This window comes from Methylobacillus gramineus, from assembly GCF_020532675.1.
In the GTDB taxonomy this organism is placed as follows: Bacteria; Pseudomonadota; Gammaproteobacteria; order Burkholderiales; family Methylophilaceae; genus Methylobacillus; species Methylobacillus gramineus.
The window spans coordinates 1914360-1934902 of sequence record NZ_JAJAVE010000001.1 but is presented as its reverse complement, the minus strand read 5'-3'; the positions used below and the strand labels follow the sequence as shown (position 1 = coordinate 1934902).

The window sequence follows — 20543 nt, the reverse complement described above, 5'->3', positions numbered from 1 at the left end:
TTTTATTTGTTCTGATAAATAGCATAATATTCACAACATATTTTACTGCTGGTATCAAATATGGACAGGTTGCTGAGTATGGAGGTGTTTGTTGCCGCCGTGGATATGGGCAGTTTTACGGCTGCAGCGAACGCATTCAGGATATCTCCTGCCATGGTGAGTAAACATATTGCCGCGTTGGAGAGGCGTTTAGGAGCCGCCTTGCTGGCCAGGACCACGCGAAGACAAAAACTTACCGAGATTGGTCAAAAGTATTACGAGAATTGCAAGCTGATCATCGGGCACATTGCCAATGCAGAGGCGGGCGCTGAAGCCATGGGGAGCGCGCCCAGAGGCCAGCTCAGGGTCAGTGCGTCGATGTGGTTTGGCGCATTAACCCTGGCACCGGTTATCTGTGACTACCTGCAGCAATACCCCGAGGTGAATATTGAACTGTCCTTGACGGATCGATATGTCGATATCGTAGATGAAGGCATTGATGTGGCGATTCGGGTGGGTGAGCTCAAAGACTCTTCACTGCTGGCGAGAAAGATATCAATGTTTGAAGTAGCTGTTTGCGCTTCTCCTGACTATATTGCGCTGGCAGGAAAGCCAGAAACGCCGGAAGACCTTGCCCATCATGAATGCCTGGGATTTACCAACTGGCATAGTCAGGGTGGCTGGCGGCTGATGCAGCAACAGTCCGGATCTAAAACAGGACAGATGCCAAGGTTTGAATCAGATAACGGACAGGCACTGCGAGTTGCTGCCATCAAAGGTATTGGGCTCATCATGATGCCCAAAGAATTGCTCCGGCAGGATATTGAGGCTGGGCGGCTGGTGGAGTTGATGCATGATCATCTGCCTCCTGCGCGGCCGATTCATGCTGTCTATCCAAGAGAGCGACAATTAACGCCCAAACTGACTTCCTTTGTAGACTTTCTGGTACAGGCACTTCGTCATTAAACCAGTCTGGCGATCGGCCTTGAAAGAAATGGCTGCAGGTGGGCAGGATCAGGGCACTGGCGCGTATTCTGTGCGCCTGATGGACTAGACCTTGCTGCGCGCCAGTGTCTGATGTGGGTTGTGGTTTATCGCTGTTGCTTGAGTTTGCTGTGATGCATGGAATAGAGAAAATATACCGCGATCCCGATCAAGACCCAGATGATAAAACGGTGCCAGGTCTCGGCAGGCAGGAATGCCATCAGGGCACTACAGGAAAAGATGCCTAGTACCGGGATCAATGGGTTCCAGCGGTTTTTGAACGGCCGGGGCAAGTCAGGCTGCCTGATGCGCAGGATGATGACGCCGCAGCACACCATGACAAAGCTGGCCAGGGTACCGATATTGACGGTTTCCGCCAGGGTACCTAGCGGGAAGAAACCCGCCACAATGGAGATGATGGCACCACAAAATAAGATGAGGCGCGTGGGCGTTTGACGGTCTGGATTGATTTTGGAGAATGCCGCGGGAATCAGTCCATCGCGGCTCATGGCGTACAGGATACGCGTGAGGCCATACAACAGCACCAACAACACGGTAATCAGTCCAGCCAGCACCCCCGTGGCGACTAGGGTGGATGACCATGAGTAGCCCAGTTTGCTCAGGGCATAGGCGACGGGAGAGGACACGTTGAGGTCAGAGTAATGCACCACGCCTGTCAGCACGCCTGAGACCAGTATATACACGAAGGTGCAGAACAGCAGTGACGCAATCAGGCCAATCGGCAGATCACGCTGCGGGTTCTTGGCTTCGTCAGCGGCAGTGGAAACAGCATCGAACCCAAAGTAGGCAAAGAATACCAGCGATGCGCCAGCGAGTATGCCGATATTGTTGCTGCCTTCCAGGGTCTGGAACCAGCCAAACGGCATGAAGGGATGCCAGTTATCCGTGTTGATATGGCCAATCGCAATTGCCAGGAAAATGGCAATTGTACTGAGCTTGATCACCACCATGATATTGTTGACTTGTGAGCTCTGCTTGACCCCGGTGACCAAGATCAGGGTAAGTAGCCAGATAATACCGAAAGCCGGGAGGTTGATAATGCCGCCCATGCTGGGCGCCTTGGTCCAGACATCGGGGATATGGAGGTTGAAATTGGCCAGGGTGTTGATGAAATAACCTGACCAGCCATTGGCAACTGCTGCTGCGCCCACTCCATATTCCAGCAGGAGTATCCAGCCAATGACCCAGGCAAAGAACTCGCCAAATGCCACATAGGTATAGCCGTAAGCACTGCCAGATCCGCCGATGGAGGCCGCCAGTTCTGCGTAAGCAAACCCGGCAAAGCCTGCGGCCAGGCCGGCTAGAATGAACGAGAGCACGACAGCCGGGCCAGCGTAATTGGCAGCTGCGATGCCGGTCAGCACAAAGATACCGGTGCCAATCGCGCATCCTATCCCCAATAAGGCCAGGTCAAATGCACTCAGACATTTTTTGAGACCGCTCTGGCGGTCTATCTCTACCGGTTTGGTGCGAAACAGTTGTGCAAACATGCGTTCTCCCTTTTGGTTTTTTTAGTATGCACGAATTATGCCCAAAGCTTTAGTGCTATGTATTGACCACTGTTTCTATCCCGTTACAGGGTTGAGTTGTCTGTCAGCCAGTCACGACCGGTGATGAAGTCGCTATACAGTTTTGCTTCAGCCGAACCCGCTTCCGGTGCCCAGTCATAGCGCCATTTGACGAGAGGTGGCATGGAGAGCAGGATGGACTCGGTACGCCCATTGGATTGCAGGCCAAACAGGGTGCCGCGGTCATAGACCAGGTTGAACTCAACATAACGGCCGCGACGATAGGCCTGGAAGTCTCGCTCACGCTCACCATACGGGGTATCTTTGCGGCGTTGCACAATCGGCAGGTAGGCATTGAGAAAAGCATCCCCTACGCTGCGTTGCAAGGCAAAGCTCTGCTCCAGCCCCAACTCACTGAAGTCATCAAAGAAAATACCTCCTATGCCGCGCGCTTCCTTGCGGTGCTTGAGGTAGAAGTATTCGTCGCATTCTTTCTTGAATTCTGGGTAGTACTGCTGACCAAATGGATTCAGCGCATCACGGCAAGTGCGATGGAAATGGACGGCGTCTTCCTCAAAGCCATAATAGGGCGTTAGATCCATGCCGCCGCCAAACCACCAGATCGGCTCTTCGCCAGCTTTTTCCGCCACAAAGAACCGTACATTCATATGGACGGTCGGGACAAAAGGGTTGCAGGGATGGAACACCAGTGACACCCCCATGGCCTGCCAGCTACGGCCAGCCGCTTCGGGGTGTGCCACGCTGGCAGAAGGAGGTAGCTTGTTACCCAGCACATGGGAGAAACCTATACCGGCGCGTTCGAATACATTGCCATCTTCCAGCATGCACGAGGTGCCGCCTCCACCTTCTGCTCGCTGCCAGCTATCGTGCAGAAAGCGCTTGCCGTCAACCAGCTCGATCGATTCCACGATGCGGGATTGCAGGCCTTGAAGGTAGTCGAAGATTGCATTTGAATTCATGAAGCTCTCCTGGTGAAACTGGGTGAATGGCTTAAGGGCGCAAAATCTTGCCCGTCAGCAGGTCCTGGATGGTGGAAGGTTTGCTCGCGCCACCAGTTCTGCCGGGTAGTACCTTGACGCTATGTCCAAACAGGCGGTAGCAGTCGCGAGTCGTTTTGGCTGGCACGCGGCCATTGTGGTTGGCGCTGGTGGATACCAGGGCCATGCGTGTGCTGCGGCAAAGCTGGGCGGCATATTTGTGGGCAGTCACGCGCACTGCCAATGAGGTATGGCGTCCCTTGAGCCAGGCTGGGCAATTGTCTGCCGTAGGTACCAGCCAGGTATGCGGGCCTGGCCAGCGTGAAAATAATTGCTGCTGTTGCGCTGCTGAAGGGGGGGCAATATAGGGTTTGAGCTGGGGAAAGCGGCTGGCAATCACAATCAAGCCCTTGCGCTGCGGCCTGCCCTTGATGCGCAACAGGCGTTGTACCGCCAGGCGATTGCTGGGATCGCAACCGAGTCCAAAGCAGGACTCGGTTGGATAGGCAATGACACCACCACTACGCAGGAAATGCTGTAGAGCGCGTGTCTTCATTCCTTGGGCCGGCCTAGGACTTGATGGCGCGGTAGCCAATATCGCGGCGCAGCTGCGCGCCGTCGAAGCTGATGCCATCGGCAATCTTGTAAGCCTGTGACTGCGCATACTTCACTGTCTCACCCAGTGCGGCTACACACAGGACGCGACCGCCACTAGTCACTACCTTGCCATCCTTCATGCTGGTGCCAGCATGGAATACATGGGCATCTTCCAGATGCTTGGGCAGGCCAGTGATTTCATCGCCCAGTCTTGGGGTGTCAGGATAGTTGGCAGACGCCAGCACTACGCCCAATGCACTGCGGCGATCCCATTCTGCCTGGGCTTCATGCAGTGTGCCATTGACGGCATGTTCAGCCAGTGTGACCAGGTCGCTCTTGAGGCGCAGCATGATGGGCTGGGTTTCAGGGTCACCCATGCGGCAGTTGAATTCTAGGGTCTTGACGTTACCGTCTGGCGAGATCATGAGACCCGCGTACAGAAAGCCGGTATAGGGAATGCCATCTTTTGCCATGCCTGCCACCGTAGGGGCGATGATTTCACGCATGGCCTTGGCGTGTATTTCTGGCGTGACTACCGGTGCCGGGGAGTAAGCGCCCATACCTCCAGTGTTCGGCCCGTTGTCACCATCCAGCAGGCGTTTGTGATCCTGGCTGGTGGCTAACGGCAAAATGTTTTTGCCGTCGACCATGACGATAAAACTGGCTTCTTCGCCAGTGAGAAACTCTTCAATAACAACACGCGCACCTGCGACACCCAGCTTGTTGTCAGCCAGCATGGCATTAATCGCGCTGTGGGCTTCGGCTTCATCCATGGCGACCACGACGCCCTTGCCTGCTGCCAGGCCATCTGCCTTGATCACGATAGGCGCACCCTGCTGCTTGACGTAATCATGCGCCGCGACGGCATCGGTGAAAGTCGCATAGGCTGCGGTGGGAATGTTATGCCGCACCATGAACGCCTTGGCAAAATCCTTGGAGCTTTCCAGTTGTGCAGCCGCCTGTGTCGGGCCAAAGATTTTCAGGTCAGCGGCACGAAAAGCATCGACAACCCCTTGGGATAAGGGGGCTTCAGGACCTACTATCGTGAGGCCAATCTGCTCTTGTTCAGCGAAATCGACCAGTTCTTGTACCTGGGTAATAGGGACATTCACCATGTCAGGATCCAGTGCAGTGCCAGCGTTGCCTGGTGCCACAAATACGCGGCTGATACGCTCACTCTGAGCGAGTTTCCATGCAAGTGCGTGCTCACGCCCGCCGCCGCCGATGACTAGAACTTTCATAATGATCCTTTAATTGTGTAACTTGCCAGGCCAGCGGATATTTTAACTATGCCCGGAGTTTGCTTCGAGTTATTGGTCAATCGTTGCTGGCAAGGCGCACCGCCGCAGACTGTACATATTGAGTACGGCAAATGGTGCAATGCAGCCATCGGTGATTGACCAATGACGATCAGTGACGGAAGTGGCGGATGCCGGTCAATACCATCACCAAGCCGTGTTCATCTGCTGCTGCAATCACTTCGTCATCACGGATGCTGCCGCCTGGTTGAATGACACAGGTGGCACCCGCTTCTGCCAATACATCCACGCCATCGCGGAACGGGAAGAAGGCATCGGAAGCGACCGCAGAGCCCTGCAATGACAGGCCCGCATTTTGTGCCTTGATGGCGGCAATCTTGGTGCTGTCCACACGGCTCATCTGGCCTGCGCCTACACCTAATGTCATGCCATTGCCACAGAATACAATGGCATTGGATTTCACATACTTGGCGACGCGCCAGGCAAACAACAGGTCTTCCAGCTGTTCTGGCGTGGGCTGTTTCTTGGACACGACCTTGATATCATCCAGGCTGATTTCCAGATTGTCTGCCGTCTGGATCAGCAAGCCTGACCCCACCCGCTTGGTGTCATGGGAGTTGCGGCCACGGCTCCAGGCACTGTCGCCGCCGCTAGGGAGTGCGATTTTCAGGACGCGGACATTGGCTTTGGCCTTGAACACTGCAAGTGCTTCTTCGGTATAGTCAGGGGCAATCAGCACTTCCACGAACTGCTTGGATACGGCTTCAGCAGTTGCCTGATCCAAGGTGTGATTGAAGGCGATAATGCCGCCGAATGCGGAGGTGGTATCGGTCTTGAATGCCTTGTCATAGGCCTCGAGGGCAGTGGCACCAATAGCCACGCCACAAGGGTTGGCGTGCTTGACGATGACACATGCGGTAGTGTCAAAGCTCTTGACGCACTCCCAGGCAGCATCGGCATCCGCGATGTTGTTATAGGACAATTCCTTGCCTTGTAATTGCTGAGCAGTGACCAGTGAGCCAGGCGCTGGATAGAGGTCGCGATAGAACGCGGCTTTCTGGTGGGGATTCTCGCCATAGCGTAGATCCTGCACCTTCACCAGGCGGCCATTCACCTGCCCAGGGAATTCATTACGCGTGCCATCGGCATTGAATGCGGAGAGGTAATCGCTGATCGCGCCATCATAGTTGCTGATGCGGTTGAATGCGGCAACAGACAATGCAAAGCGTGTTGCCTGGCTGGTAGCACCGCCTGTGCTCTTCATTTCAGCAATCACGCCATCGTATTGGGCCGCATCAGTCAGTACCGCCACGTCCTGCCAGTTCTTGGCAGCAGAGCGCACCATGGCTGGGCCGCCGATATCGATATTCTCGATTGCGTCTTCCAGTGTGCAGTCCGCCTTGGCAACCGTCGCTTCAAACGGATATAGGTTGACGACCAGCATATCAATATTCTGAATATCAGCTGCCTGCATCGCGGCGACATGTTCAGGCAACTCGCGTCGGCCCAACAGGCCACCGTGGATTTTGGGATGCAGGGTCTTGACCCGGCCATCCAGCATTTCCGGGAAGCCAGTGTAATCACTGACCTCAATGACCGGCACGCCATGGTCGCGGAATAGTTTCGCGGTACCGCCGGTGGAAAGAATCTCCACACCGAACGCTGCCAGCGATTGTGCAAATTCAAGAATACCGTTTTTATCAGAAACGCTGATAAGTGCTCGTTTGATGACTGCCATATTGAAAACTTCGAAGAGGAGGTTATTGAAGATTGTGTTGCTGCAGCTTTTTGCGCAGCGTATTGCGATTCAGGCCGAGAATGTCTGCAGCTTTACTTTGATTACCACCGGCACGGTTGAGTACATATTCCAGCAGGGGTTTTTCCATGCATTGCAGTACCATGTCGTACACGGCGTGTGGTGGCTGTCCGTCCAGGTCCTTGAAGTATTCTTCCAGGGCTGCACGTACACAGCTGGCGAGATCCTGACTACTCATTATGCGGCCAGTGCCTCGTCATCGGATGTTGGGGATGTCTCGGTTTCGTATTGCAAACGCGCATCGCGCTGTTTCAGCTCACCAAAAAAGTCATGGATGGATTGCAGTTGTTCTTCTATTGTCTGCAACTGATTCATGTGATGCCTGAAATTGGCAGAACCCACCAGACCCTTGGTGTACCAGGAAATATGCTTGCGTGCGACGCGCATGCCAGTCAGTTCACCATAAAACTCGTAGAGGTCATGGATGTGCTCCAGCATGACCTGGTGAATTTCTTCCACTTCAGGCGCGGGCAGATGCTCGCCAGTGGCAAGAAAATGCTCGGTTTCACGGAAAATCCAGGGGCGTCCCTGTGCTGCACGGCCTATCATGACGGCATCTGCCTGGGTGTAATCCAGGACAAACTTGGCTTTTTCGGGGGTGGTGATATCGCCGTTAGCAATCAGTGGAATCTTGATGGCTTGCTTGACGGCTGCCATGGTGTCGTATTCTGCATTGCCCGTATAAAGACAGGCGCGAGTACGGCCATGCATGGCTAGCGCCTGAATGCCGATGTCTTCTGCCATTTTGGCTACGACCACGGCGTTACGATTATTTTTATCCCAGCCGGTCCGTATTTTCAGCGTCACAGGGACATCTACGGCATTGACCACGGCCCTGAGGATTTGGGAAACCAGCGGTTCGTCCTTGAGCAGGGCTGAGCCAGCCATCACGTTACAGATCTTCTTGGCCGGGCAACCCATGTTGATATCGATGATCTGGGCACCGTTATCCACATTGTGCTTGGCGGCTTCTGCCATCATCTTGGGATCTGAGCCCGCAATCTGGACTGAGATAGGGTCAACTTCGCCTTCGTGGTTGGCGCGCCGCAGTGTTTTAGCGCTGCCATAGAGCAGGGAGTTGGAGGTCACCATTTCACTGACTGCCAGGCCTGCACCCATTTTTTTGCACAGAACGCGGAAAGGCCGGTCCGTCACACCCGCCATGGGGGCGACAACCAGATTGTTTTTCAGGGTGTAGGAACCGATCTGCACGTTAATATAACCGTATCCATGGCATGGAAAAGCTGCCCATTTTATATGCAAACCGAGGCAGAACAAAGCACATATTGAGGGCATGTCTGTGTGAAATTGTCTAATAATTCAGTCATAAGCAACGTTTTACTTTAACTAGCCAGGCTAAGTATATTGATTGATGGCAGCTTGTTTGCTGCCGCGCATGCCGTCATGGTTGGGAATTTGGCCGATATGGAATGGGATTTTTTCATCATCATTGGATGCCGCTTCTCAACTCTGGTCCAGGCGGAACACCGATACCGCCTTGTTGAGCTGTTGAGCCTGGTCATCCAGTGACTGCGCAGCTGCCATGGCTTCTTCCACCAAGGCTGCATTTTGCTGGGTGACTTCATCCATGGATGTGATGGCAATATTGATTTGCTGTATGCCGGTGCTCTGTTCTTCAGAGGCATGGACAATCTCGGACATGATGCTGGAGACACGTTGCACGGCGGCGACGACCTCCTGCATCGTATTGCCTGCATCAATGACTTGAGAAGAGCCTTGTCCTATCTTGGTCACGGATTCATCAATCAACTGCTTGATCTCCTTGGCGGCGCTGGCACTGCGTTGTGCCAGGTTGCGCACTTCCTGTGCCACCACGGCAAAGCCACGACCCTGCTCACCCGCACGCGCTGCTTCAACCGCGGCATTGAGCGCCAGAATATTGGTCTGGAAGGCAATGCCCTCAATGACCGCAGTAATTTCCGACATTTTTTGTGATTGATTACTGATCTGGGTCATAGTGCTGACAGCGCCAGAGACCGTGCTACTGGCTTTTTCCGCCGTGGTGGAAGCGGTGAATGCCAGCGAGTTGGCGGTACGTGCATTTTCCGTATTCTGGCCCACCGTTGAGGTCAGTTCCTCGATGCTGGCTGCAGTTTGTTCCAGGGACGCTGCCTGGTTTTCCGTTCTTTGCGATAAGTCGCTGTTACCAAGCGCAATCTCAGAAGAAGCATTGGAAACATATTCACTACTGGCTCGAATCTCACTGACGATGCTGCGTAATTGGTCCTGCATGACCTTCATGGCGTGCAACATGCTGGATTGATCTCCAGACTTGAGGTCGACACGGGTGCTGAGATTGCCCTCTGCGATATGGTGCGCCAGGTCCGCTGCCTCGGCAGGTTCGCCACCGATCGGGCGTATCACCATGCGATCTATCAAATACCCTAATGCCAGTGATACCAGGATTATGCTCAATAGCCCGATCATGATGGCGGTGTTGCGTAGCTTGTGCACGCCACTCAAAATCTTGTCTTCAGGTACGGCAATGGCAAAAGACCAAGGGGTTTTGCTGTGAGCAATCTGTATCGGTTGGTAAATGCGTAATATATCAGTCTGCAGGATAGGGTCTTTGATACTGTCGTGGTAGGCCTGTCCTTGTTGAATGGCTTGCCTGATCTTGTCGCCAGTGCCGCCCGTTGCCATAGGCTTGCCCACATTACTGGCATCACGGTCACCCACATAGATGCTCTGGTTGGAAAGCAGGCTGGCAAAACCGGTGTCAAAGGGTTTGATCTTACTGATTTTTTGCTGGAACTCCGATAGCAGGATGTCAACACCGGCTACACCCACCACCGTTCCATTCTTGTAAATCGGCACCGCCATGCTAGTGATGAGCACTTTTTTGCCACCAATTTCATAAGCATAGGGCTCAAGCAAGGTTTCATTGCCGCTGTTGCGCGCCAGCAGGTAGTAATCGCCGGGCCCCGGGGTGGTGTAGTCGGTTAAAGCCGTGACCTCTGTCACGCCATTCGGTCGATTCCAGTAGGGTAGGTAGCGCCCGGTGGCATCGCTGCCTGTCTGGTTGATGTATGCATTGTCTTTGCCGTCAAAGGCATTCGGTTCCCAAATCGTCCAGACGCCAATAAAGGCAGGGTTTCCTTCCAGTACGCTTTTGAGCATGCTGTCAGCCAGCTTGCGATTGGATAGCCCGGCAGCATGCAGTCCTTCCAGTGATTGTGCCAGAGTGCGCGCGGCATCAAACGCACTGTCTATCTCTGCTTTGACCTCGTTGGCATGCTGCCTGGAGAGGGCGCGAGTGTATTCAAGTGCAGATGCCTGTTGCAGGTTGGCTGCTTTATAAGTGAGCACGCCAATAGTGATGCTGAAGCCAACCAGAATCAAGGTAGTGACGATGAGCAGGACTTTGCTGCGCAGGGTTAGCGTGCTGAAAGACGACATGGGTGATGCTTTATGAAAAGGCAGTAATCGTCTTAAGCAAATAATATTCCTCACAGAAAACCAGTAGCTACTGCAACTTAATACCTATCTTAGGCACTGGTTTGGTGCGGCTAACAATGCGGTTTACCTGCTCAGAGTCTTGCAGCCTTGCGGTGATTGCTTCCTGGCTTGGGTGCATATAAGGGGGTGATGCACAGGGAATGGGCGGTGAACTCTCTCTTATCAGGGTGCTGTCAGCTGTTCCAGCTGGGTGAGCCAGGCAAAAGCCTGTGCGTTGCTGGTGCCGCACATTTCAGGCTCTGGTTGCAAGGAACTGCACACGAGCGGCCGGTCTGCCTGGCCAAAAATCATGCAGCGGTTATCGCTATCCAGTTGTATGCAACGCTCGCCCGCCCGCTTGCCATAGGGCATGCCGGGAATCGGGGAGGAAATGGATGGGGCGGTACAGCATGCTCCGCATTGTGGTCGGCATTGCATGGATGGCCCTATGCCTTGTTCAATGGTTGCCAGGGATACCCTGCAGCGGTAATCGATGCCTGGATTTCATGCATGGCGAGTTGCACAGCGTCAGGCTTGCCTTTGACCCCGAGTTCTATGCTGCGGCGTTGGTCCAGTCGGGGCAGGCTGAACAGCTTGAGGTCGGGGTAGCCAAGTGTGATGTGGTTCATGAGATCGATTAATTGGCTTTCCCCTGCATCCATCACCATGATGGATGACTCGACTAGCGACTGCTGGTGAAATAGGTGACGATAGTGCGTATCCAATATCCATTCCGTCATGGGCCAGGCCATTTCGGGGAAGCCGGGCATAAAATAGTGCTGGTTCAGCGAAAATCCTGCCACGCGATTGACCGGGTTGGGAATCAGCGCTGCCCCTTGTGGGAAGTCTGCCATCAACACACGCTTTGGATACGCAGCCGCACCGAATCTTGCCTCGATTTCTTTGACAGCGTCTGGATGTCGCACGATGGGGAGTGCTGCAGCTTCAGCAGCGGCCTGGCGTGTCTGGTCATCGGGTGTGGCACCAATGCCGCCAAAACTGAATACGATGTCCATGCTTTGCATGGAGCGCTTTAATGTTGCGGCAATCTGGCTACGCTCGTCACCCAGGTATTCGGCCCAGGATAAGCTCAGTCCGCGCGCAGCAAGCAAAGCAATAAGCTTGGCAAGATGGGCATCCTGGCGTTTGCCGGACAGAATTTCATCGCCGATGATGATGGCGCCAAAGCGCACTGTAGTCTCTGTCATGGTTCAATATTTACTTTTTATCTTTGAGTTTACTGGGCCGGTGGCAATTGCCGTCGATTGTTCATGCTTTGCAAGTTGGACGTTACAATAACAACCGTTTCTATTGAAATATATATTCATGAGCAGCAAAAACGACAATCCGGATGATGAAGTCTTGTGTTTCTGCAGCGGAACGCGACGGGGCAAGATTCGCGACCTTTACATGCAAGGCATGGATATCAAGGAGATTGCTGCCATAACCGGCGCGATGACCGGCTGTGGCGGCTGTGAGTGGGAGATTGAGTATTACCTCAAGGAGCTCCAGCAGCATGGAATCAAGCCCAATCGCGCCTGATACCCATATCTTTGGCTAACCTAGTGCGCTGCTTCCCAATTTGTTCCCACTCCCACTTCTGACAGTAACGGCACATCCAGTTTTGCCACACCTTGCATGAGCTGGGGCAATTTTTCCTTGACGAGCGGCAGCTCTGTATCCGGCACTTCCAGCACCAATTCATCGTGCACTTGCATAATGAGCTTGGTGGCGAGTTTCTCGGTTTCCAGCCAGCCTTGTACAGCAATCATCGCTAGCTTGATGAGATCGGCTGCGGTACCTTGCATGGGTGCATTGATTGCCGCGCGCTCTGCACCTGCACGGCGCATGCCGTTAGGGCTGTTGATCTCCGGTACCCATAACCTGCGCCCAAACAGTGTTTCTACATATCCCTTTTCCTTTGCCACTTCACGTGTGTTCTGCATATATTCACGTACGCCAGGGTAGCGGGCAAAATAGCGGTCAATATAGCTTTGTGCGGCGCTGCGTTCAATATTCAGGTTTTGCGCCAGGCCAAAGGCGCTCATGCCATAAATCAGGCCAAAGTTGATGACCTTGGCGTAGCGTCGTTGCTCATGGGTCACCGCATCGCGTTCTGTGCCAAAAATCTCGGCAGCGGTTGCGCGGTGAATGTCCTCACCCTTGGCAAAAGCATTCAGCAAGCCGTCATCCTGAGAGAGATGCGCCATAATACGCAGCTCGATCTGAGAGTAGTCGGCTGAGATGATGCTGCTGCCAGCTGGCGCGATAAAGGCTTCACGGATGCGGCGACCTTCTGCAGTGCGTACCGGGATGTTTTGCAGATTGGGTTCCGAGCTTGCCAGGCGGCCAGTAATGGCGACTGCCTGGCTGTAGCTGGTGTGAACGCGGCCAGTATGAGGGTTGATCATGCGTGGCAGCTTGTCCGTATAGGTGGATTTCAGCTTGGCCAACCCCCGGTATTCCAACAGCACCTTGGGCAGTGGATAGTCCAGAGCCAGTTCCTGTAGTACATCTTCGTCGGTGGATGGTGCGCCACTAGGGGTTTTCTTCAGCGGTTTGATGCCCAGTTTACCAAACAGGATTTCCTGTAATTGCTTGGGGGAACCGAGATTGAAAGGCTGGCCTGCCAGTTCATACGCCTGTTGTTCGAGTGCCACTAGTTTCTGGCCGATCTCATGGCTTTGCGTCTGTAACATGGCCTGATCTATCAGTACCCCATTACGTTCTATCGTGTAGAGAATATCCAGCACGGGCATTTCAATCTGGCGGTAGATGTATTGCAACTTATCGTCAGCTTCTACCTGGGGATAGAGTGACTCGTGCAATTGCAGCGTGATATCAGCATCTTCTGCTGCATAATCGGACGCTTGCTCAAGTGCAACCTGGCTGAACGGCACTTGTTTGGCCCCTTTGCCCGCAATTTCTTCGTACGTGATTGTCTTGACGCCCAGATGGCGCATGGCCAAATCATCCATGCCATGGGTGCGATGGCTTTCCAATACATAAGATTGCAATAGGGTGTCGTGCGCAATGCCATTGAGCTGGATGTCGTGATTGGCCAATACGTGCTTGTCATACTTGAGGTTTTGCCCGACTTTCCTGATAGCAGGGTTTTCCAGCAAGGGCTTGATGCGTGCCAGCGTGGCAGCGAAGGGTAATTGGTCTGGGGCACCGGGGTAGTCGTGAGTCAGGGGTAGATAAGCTGCTTCACCCGCGGTGACCGAAAATGACATGCCGACCAGTTTTGCATTCAGCGGGTCCAGTGAGGTGGTTTCGGTGTCGAAGCACACCAAGGGTGCCTGGCTGACTTTATCCAGCCAGGTTTGCAGGGCAGTCTCGGTCAATATCGTCTCGAAATGGCGGGTACTAACAGCAGATGCTGCAAATAGGTCAGTCGGTGGACCACCGGGTGTGATCGGGGTGGCATTAGGCGTGCTGGCAGGGATTGCCGTATCCAGCTCGCGGCGCAGGGTCTTGAATTCAAACCGGTCAAACAACTCAATCAGTTTGTCTTTATCTTGCGGGCGTGGTGCCAGGTCGCCCAGGTTCTCCTGTATGCCAACATCGCAGCGAATGGTGATTAACTCGCGTGCTGTAGGCAGCCACGGCAGGGCATTGCGCAGGTTCTGGCCAACGACGCCAGTGATATGGTCGGCATTGGCGACGATATTTTCCAAGGAGCCATATTGCTTCAGCCATTTGACAGCGGTTTTCGGCCCGACCTTCTCTACGCCGGGTACATTATCCGAGCTGTCGCCAATGAGAATCAGGTAATCAACCATCAGGCTGGGCGGTACACCAAACTTGGCTTCCACGCCGGCTTCATCCAGTATCTCATCGGTTTTCCTGAAGGCATCGCGCATAGTGTTGACCACAGTGATGTTGGCATTCACCAGCTGAGAAATATCCTTGTCGCCGGTGGAAATGATCACACGCATGCCTTCGCTTGCGGCCTGTTTTGCCAGGGCACCGATCACATCATCTGCTTCCACCCCATCCTCTACAATGAGCGGCCAGCCCATTGCTTGAATCGCACTGTGTAATGGTTCGATTTGCAGCCGCAGATCATCCGGCATGGAAGCGCGGTTGGCCTTGTATTCTGGGTAGATATCGTCACGGAAGGTTTTGCCTTTGGCATCAAAGACACAAGCGCTATAATCGGCTGGATAGTCTTTATGCAGGCGACGCAGCATATTGAGTACGCCCTGAATGGCGCCAGTGGGCTCACCAGCCTTGTTACGCAAATCTGGCATGGCATGGAAGGCGCGATAGAGGTAGGACGAACCGTCCACTAATAACAATGTTTTCATTTTTGAGTGTGGAACCTTATGTCAGCTGCAAAAAAACTTCCCAAGATTCTTGATCCCGAATTGCCCAATAAAAAGTACTCGGCGCGCGAATCATGGCGAGCTTTCGAGATTATGGCAGAATTCGTCGAGGCGACCGAGCGCATGAAGGAAATTACGCCTGCGGTGTCTATCTTCGGCAGCGCGCGTACCAAACCTGATCATCCTTATTACAAACTGACCGAGGAAATTGCGCGCCAGCTATCTGATGCGGGTTTTAGCGTAATCTCCGGCGGCGGTCCCGGGATTATGGAAGCGGCCAACAAGGGCGCTTTTCATGGCAAGTCACCCAGCATAGGCCTCAATATCGAGTTGCCGCATGAGCAGAAGGGCAACGACTTCCAGGACATCAGCCAGAACTTCCAGCATTTTTTCATGCGCAAAGTCATGTTCGTGAAATATGCCTCGGCTTATGTCGTAATGCCTGGTGGTTTTGGTACGCTAGATGAGTTGATGGAAGCGCTTACTCTCATTCAAACTGCCAAGACAAGAAGGATCCCCATTATTCTGGTGCATGAGCCTTTCTGGCGTGGCATGCTGGCGTGGTTTCGCGACACCATCATTGCCCAGGGCATGGCTTCCCCTGAAGACATGGACTTGATGCAGGTGATAGACGACCCCAAGGAAGTGGTGGAGGCAATATTCAAGCATTACGAAACCCGTGGATTTGAGCCTTCGCCTGCAGAGCAGCAGATCATGCAGTTTTATCTCTGAGGAGGTTTACGACCAATACAGAAAGAATTTGCAGGATATCTACATATATGTTGCGTATCGGCAACATGATGTCTTTGTGAGGCCTGCGCTATTTGATAGAATTGCAACAATACTAAAACCCTGAGGTTGTCATGCGTATCTATCGTAATTTACTGGTGTTGGCATTCTTGCTGCCGCTGATGGCCTCTGCAGCAGATATCCCGAAGAATCTGGAGCCGCTACCAGAAGCGCCACCTCCGCCTGCGGGCATGGAAGGGGAGAATCCAGAGCCGGAAGTCACCATTACCAAAAAGGGTGAGGATACGGTGGAAGAGTACCGCATCAATGGTGAGCTTTATATGATGAAAGTCACCCCCGCTCATGGCGTACCGTATTACCTGACCAAAGATGACCAAAACGCTGGTTGGGCACGTAATGATGGTGTGGCAGAACCCATGAGTATTCCAAAGTGGGTTTTATTCCGTTTCTAGACAATTCAATGTGTCACTAAAGAGGGCTTGATTGCCCTCTTTGATTATTCATCCAGCAGGTTTCTGAAAAAGTTTTATGTCCGTATTCACTACCGTTACTTTCGAACAGATGCAGCAATGGCTAAAGGCTTATTCCCTGGGCGAGCTGTTAGATCTGCAAGGTATTGCATCCGGCATTACCAATACCAATTATTTTGTGACAACGGCTACAGGGCGGTATGTATTGACGCTGTTTGAGGAACATACGGCAGAAGAGCTGCCTTATTTTATTGACCTCATGACGCATTTGGCAGAGCGCGATATCCCTTGTCCGCATCCAGTGAAAAATAATCTCGGGCAGGCCTTGGGCGAGCTTAATGGCAAACCTGCGGTTCTGATCAGCTGTCTGGCTGGCAAGTCTGTGGACAATCCCAGCCCTGTACATTGTGCTGAAATTGGCAAGGTGCTTGCGCAGATGCATTTGGCAGCAGCGTCATTCAAGGCCGACATGCAGAATTTACGTTGCGCAGGCTGGCGCATTGCAACTGCGGAAAAAATAGCCCCGTTTCTAGAGACAGAGAACCGAAAAATGCTGGAAGCGCAGTTAGCTTTCGAGCGCAGCTTCAACACCACCCATTTGCCTCAAGGTGTGATTCATGCAGACTTGTTCCGTGACAATGTGCTGATGGATGGCGAGAAACTGGGTGGGCTGATTGATTTCTACTATGCCTGTAATGATGTTCTACTCTATGACATTGCGATTGCGGTGAATGACTGGTGCGTCACGGAAGAGGGCGTGCTGGATCCCATACGGCTTGCTGCGTTACTCCAGGCTTATCATGCCGTGAGGCCGCTGACAGAAGCTGAGCATGCCGCATGGCCCGGTATGTTGCGGGTTGCTGCCATGCGCTTCTGGCTATCACGCTTGCATGACCTGCATTTCCCGGTGGCGGGTGAGCTCACGCATGCCAAGGATCCGCAATACTTCGAACGTATTCTGCGTAATACCATCAATCAAGAAACCCAGATCAGTCAAGCCTGGGTGTGATTCGTACAGATATCTAGCTAAGGGTTATAAACGTTCAATATGCAAGTCAAACCATCCATCAGCCACCAGACGCTTGCCTGGTTACGCGATATTCTCGCCTTGTTTCGCAAGACACCGGGCAAATGGATGCTGCTAGGGTTGGCGCACGTTTTTTTCTTTGCCATCCTGCCTGGCTTGCTGGGCCTCAAATTCGTTTCTTTCCTGCTGCTGCCTGCTTTTCTGGCCTTGGCTGTTGGGTTTTACCGTGACGCAGATCAAGGCCGTGATTCAGATCTGGGTGACCTCTTGAACGAAATCAAGCCGCACTTTCTCAAGCTATTGAGCCTGGGCGCCATTTGTGTGGTGTATGTGCTGTTGATTAACCTGCTGACGGTGGATGACAGCGTCAGGCTTGCCGAGCTGACCAAGTCTGACGCCAGCCAGGAGGAAATAGTGGAACAGGTCATGCCACTGATGATCAAACTGATGTTATTGCTGGTGCCTTTGGTGCTGGTGATCTGGTTTGCACCGGCCCTGGTATCATTTCAGCAATATTCTGTCGTGCGGGCGATCAAGTCCAGCCTGGCGGCATTTATCCAGTATTTTCTACCGCTCTTGCTCACCTGGCTGGGAGTTACATTGACCATCATGATGAGCATGACCCTGGCGGGGATATTGGTAGGGACATTGTCTGCGGCGTCTACAGCGCTGGGTGGTTTCTTGATGCTGATATTGGTGTTTGGATGCATGCTGCTTGCCAGTGCCTTGATGCTGGCATTTCAATATGTCAGCAATCGCGATATCTTCAAGATGCCACCCCCTGTGGCTCCTGAAGTAGAGGTCTTATAGCGTTTCCAGTTTGGCGTATTCCAGCGCCAGCCATTTCAAGCCCTCACGACCAAAGTTCACCTGCACCCGCAGATCGTCAGCGTTGCCTTCATAATTCACCACTACGCCCTGACCGAATTTGCTATGGGCCACTGCCTGGCCTATCTTCCATGGCATGTGGGCTTGGGGGCGTTGCGTAGGCGCTGTCGGCGCGGCATATTGGCTTGTACTGCCATATGATTTATTAGAGACGGTATTCAGGCGTTTGATTAAATCATCGGGTATTTCATCCAGGAAACGTGATGGAATACCATAGCGTACCTGTCCGTGCAGCATGCGGCTCTGCGCAAAGCTGAGATAAAGCCGCTGGCGTGCACGCGTTACAGCGACATACATCAGTCGTCGTTCCTCTTCCAATCCATTGGCTTCAAAACTGCTCTGCTCATGAGGGAACAGGCCTTCTTCCACCCCGCTGATGAAGACGGTATGGAATTCCAAGCCCTTGGAGGCATGTACCGTCATTAATTGCAGCGCATCACGCCCGGCATCGGCCTGATGCTCTCCAGACTCAAGGCTGGCATGGGCAAGAAATTGTGCCAAGAGGGACATGGCAACTTCGCCATTTTCGTCTACCTGCATGCCAATATCTTGGTTCATGAAGGCGATAGCAGCATTCACCAGCTCATCCAGATTGGCGAGGCGATCTTCGCCTTCCTTATCCGTTGCATAGTGATCGCGCAGGCCTGAGAGGCGGGTGGCAAGCTCGACTTGTTCAGCCAGTGTCAGGCCGATGGATTCCTCCTGCATTTGTTTGATGAGGGCGACAAAGCCATCCATGCCACGGCCTGGCTTACCGTCGCCCACTTTTGCACAGGCTGCCTGCCACAGGCTGCCTTCCTGCTGGCGGGCAAGTTCCTGCAATTGTTCCAGGCTGCGTGCACCTATGCCGCGGGTGGGGAAGTTGATCACGCGCAACAAGGCGGTATCGTCGTCGCCACTGGCAATCAGGCGCAAGTAGGCTAGCGCATGCTTGACTTCGGCACGTTCGAAGAAGCGCAAGCCACCATAGACGCGATAGGGCAGACCGGCGGAAAACAGTTCATGTTCAAGGATGCGTGATTGTGCATTGGAGCGGTAAAGCATGGCAATCTGGCTGAGTTTGATGCCTTCTTTATGTAAGGCCTTGATCTCGTCGACGATGAATATTGCCTCATCCTTGTCGTTATAACCTTCATAGACGCGGATGGGCTCACCTTTACCCGCGGCAGTCCAGAGGTTCTTACCCAGACGGTTGCTGTTATGCATGATGATGGCATTGGCAGCATCGAGAATATTGCTGTGTGAGCGGTAGTTTTGTTCCAGCTTGACGATGTTCTGCACATTGAAATCATGTTCAAAGTCACGCATATTGCCCACGCGCGCGCCACGAAATGCATAAATCGATTGATCATCGTCACCGACGGCAAAAATGCAGTTGTTGTCACCTGCCAGTAGTTTCAGCCACAAGTATTGCAGGCGGTTGGTATCTTGAAATTCATCGACCAGGATATATCTAAACCTGTGCTGATAATGTTCTCGGATACTATTATTCTTGCTCAATAATTCATAGCAGCGAAGCAATAACTCGGCAAAATCCACCACACCTTCGCGCAAACATTGCTTATCGTATTCCTCGAAAATCTCGCGCATGCGTTGTGAGTGGCTGTCATAGGCTTCCACCGCGTAGGCGCGCAACCCCTCTTCCTTGCAACTGTTGATGTAACCCAGCACTTGCTTTGGAGGGAATTTCTCGTCATCAACATTCATCACCTTCATGACGCGCTTGATGGAGGAAAGCTGGTCTGCCGTATCCAGAATCTGGAACGTGGCAGGTAATTCCGCCTCACGGTGGTGCGCACGTAGCAGGCGATTACACAGTCCGTGAAAAGTGCCGGCCCACATGCCACGAATATTGATCGGTAGCATTGCTCCCAAACGCGTGAGCATTTCTTTAGCTGCCTTGTTGGTGAAGGTGACTGAGAGAATGCCATGCGGCGACACCTGTCCTGTCTGGATCAACCAGGCAATACGGGTAGTCAGTACGCGAGTCTTGCCGCTGCCTGCACCTGCAAGAATGAGCGCGGATTGATGGGGAAGCGTGACGGCCTCTAGCTGTTTGTCGTTAAGGCCTTCAAGAAGGGGTGTGGAGGGTGTTGAATTCGTCATAACCTGCATTATCGCAGGTGAGGCGACTGAGGAGAACCTTTGCAGTGCTGATCAACATATCTAAATATTGAAACTGTGAAATACGTGTTGATGTGCAATGTTGGTGCACTTTGTAAGCAGATGTAAAAAATGCACATCCTGTGAACTAAACACTAAAAGGCCCGGTCATATTTCCAGACGACGCAATCGTCTCCCGCTTTCCTCCCTGAGCGGGAAGCCTTATCTGATGAGGCTAGTTTGACCCCGATTTTACTCCCCTTTAATCGGGGTTTTTTTTGTCTATCGATTATGCATTGGTGCTTAGGGTTGCCCTATATTGTATTCAATGCTAATCATTCTCAAGTATATGC

18 protein-coding genes are annotated in these 20543 nt (G+C 53.0%); 6 read left to right on the top strand and 12 right to left on the bottom strand.

Translation table 11 applies throughout. The annotated features are described in order from the left end of the window. Positions 1 to 60 precede the first annotated feature (60 nt). The gene (locus LG201_RS09060; protein ID WP_226771827.1) at positions 61 to 945 is read left to right on the top strand and encodes a LysR family transcriptional regulator; all 885 of its coding nucleotides are present in this window, start codon (positions 61 to 63) and stop codon (positions 943 to 945) included. 125 nt (positions 946 to 1070) lie between these two features. On the opposite strand, the gene LG201_RS09055 is transcribed toward LG201_RS09060, so the two are convergent. From LG201_RS09055 to LG201_RS09005, 10 genes are all read right to left on the bottom strand, one after another. Then, positions 1071 to 2474, bottom strand: a complete 1404-nt coding sequence (locus LG201_RS09055) for an APC family permease (RefSeq protein ID WP_226771826.1) — start codon at positions 2472 to 2474, stop codon at positions 1071 to 1073. Between the two features lie 83 nt (positions 2475 to 2557). Further along, a complete protein-coding gene (gene hemF, locus LG201_RS09050; RefSeq protein WP_226771825.1) occupies positions 2558 to 3472 on the bottom strand; it encodes an oxygen-dependent coproporphyrinogen oxidase in 915 nt (304 codons plus the stop codon). Positions 3473 to 3503: 31 nt separating this feature from the next. Then, complete coding sequence (locus LG201_RS09045) at positions 3504 to 4046, bottom strand: L-threonylcarbamoyladenylate synthase (protein WP_226771824.1); 543 nt, start codon at positions 4044 to 4046, stop codon at positions 3504 to 3506. A gap of 13 nt (positions 4047 to 4059) precedes the next feature. Continuing rightward, positions 4060 to 5328, bottom strand: a complete 1269-nt coding sequence (gene purD, locus LG201_RS09040; protein WP_226771823.1) for a phosphoribosylamine--glycine ligase — start codon at positions 5326 to 5328, stop codon at positions 4060 to 4062. Between the two features lie 169 nt (positions 5329 to 5497). Next, entirely contained in the window at positions 5498 to 7084 is a 1587-nt protein-coding gene (purH, locus tag LG201_RS09035; RefSeq protein WP_226771822.1) for a bifunctional phosphoribosylaminoimidazolecarboxamide formyltransferase/IMP cyclohydrolase, read from the bottom strand. 22 nt (positions 7085 to 7106) lie between these two features. Continuing rightward, positions 7107 to 7340: a Fis family transcriptional regulator gene (locus LG201_RS09030; protein WP_226771821.1), complete on the bottom strand. Its 234-nt coding sequence runs from the start codon at positions 7338 to 7340 to the stop codon at positions 7107 to 7109. Continuing rightward, on the bottom strand, positions 7340 to 8374 hold the full coding sequence (dusB, locus tag LG201_RS09025) for a tRNA dihydrouridine synthase DusB (RefSeq protein ID WP_226771820.1): 1035 nt from the start codon (positions 8372 to 8374) through the stop codon (positions 7340 to 7342). The genes LG201_RS09030 and dusB overlap by 1 nt, the downstream gene beginning before the upstream one ends. 252 nt (positions 8375 to 8626) lie before the next feature. Then, complete coding sequence (locus LG201_RS14440) at positions 8627 to 10582, bottom strand: methyl-accepting chemotaxis protein (protein WP_319006047.1); 1956 nt, start codon at positions 10580 to 10582, stop codon at positions 8627 to 8629. A 222-nt stretch (positions 10583 to 10804) separates the two neighbouring features. Next, a complete protein-coding gene (locus LG201_RS09010) occupies positions 10805 to 11059 on the bottom strand; it encodes a YkgJ family cysteine cluster protein (RefSeq protein ID WP_226771819.1) in 255 nt (84 codons plus the stop codon). A gap of 8 nt (positions 11060 to 11067) precedes the next feature. Next, on the bottom strand, positions 11068 to 11829 hold the full coding sequence (locus LG201_RS09005) for a competence/damage-inducible protein A (protein ID WP_226771818.1): 762 nt from the start codon (positions 11827 to 11829) through the stop codon (positions 11068 to 11070). A 118-nt stretch (positions 11830 to 11947) separates the two neighbouring features. Between LG201_RS09005 and LG201_RS09000 the strand changes: the two genes are divergently transcribed. After that, entirely contained in the window at positions 11948 to 12163 is a 216-nt protein-coding gene (locus LG201_RS09000; RefSeq protein WP_226771817.1) for a (2Fe-2S)-binding protein, read from the top strand. 20 nt (positions 12164 to 12183) lie between these two features. Here the strand turns inward: LG201_RS09000 and polA are convergent, their stop codons facing one another. Next, a complete protein-coding gene (gene polA, locus LG201_RS08995) occupies positions 12184 to 14934 on the bottom strand; it encodes a DNA polymerase I (protein WP_226771816.1) in 2751 nt (916 codons plus the stop codon). Positions 14935 to 14952: 18 nt separating this feature from the next. Between polA and LG201_RS08990 the strand changes: the two genes are divergently transcribed. The 4 genes from LG201_RS08990 to LG201_RS08975 all read left to right on the top strand — a co-directional run bounded on the left by LG201_RS08990 (position 14953) and on the right by LG201_RS08975 (position 18009). After that, positions 14953 to 15684, top strand: a complete 732-nt coding sequence (locus LG201_RS08990; protein WP_226771815.1) for an LOG family protein — start codon at positions 14953 to 14955, stop codon at positions 15682 to 15684. Between the two features lie 131 nt (positions 15685 to 15815). Beyond that, positions 15816 to 16154: a DUF2782 domain-containing protein gene (locus tag LG201_RS08985; protein WP_226771814.1), complete on the top strand. Its 339-nt coding sequence runs from the start codon at positions 15816 to 15818 to the stop codon at positions 16152 to 16154. Between the two features lie 76 nt (positions 16155 to 16230). Then, positions 16231 to 17181, top strand: coding sequence for a homoserine kinase (thrB, locus tag LG201_RS08980; RefSeq protein WP_226771813.1), 951 nt, complete (start codon positions 16231 to 16233; stop codon positions 17179 to 17181). Between the two features lie 39 nt (positions 17182 to 17220). Next, positions 17221 to 18009: a BPSS1780 family membrane protein gene (locus tag LG201_RS08975; RefSeq protein WP_226771812.1), complete on the top strand. Its 789-nt coding sequence runs from the start codon at positions 17221 to 17223 to the stop codon at positions 18007 to 18009. Here LG201_RS08975 and LG201_RS08970 read toward each other — a convergent pair. After that, positions 18004 to 20193, bottom strand: a complete 2190-nt coding sequence (locus tag LG201_RS08970; protein ID WP_404809718.1) for a UvrD-helicase domain-containing protein — start codon at positions 20191 to 20193, stop codon at positions 18004 to 18006. The two genes, LG201_RS08975 and LG201_RS08970, sit on opposite strands and share 6 nt — an antisense overlap. Positions 20194 to 20543 lie beyond the last annotated feature (350 nt).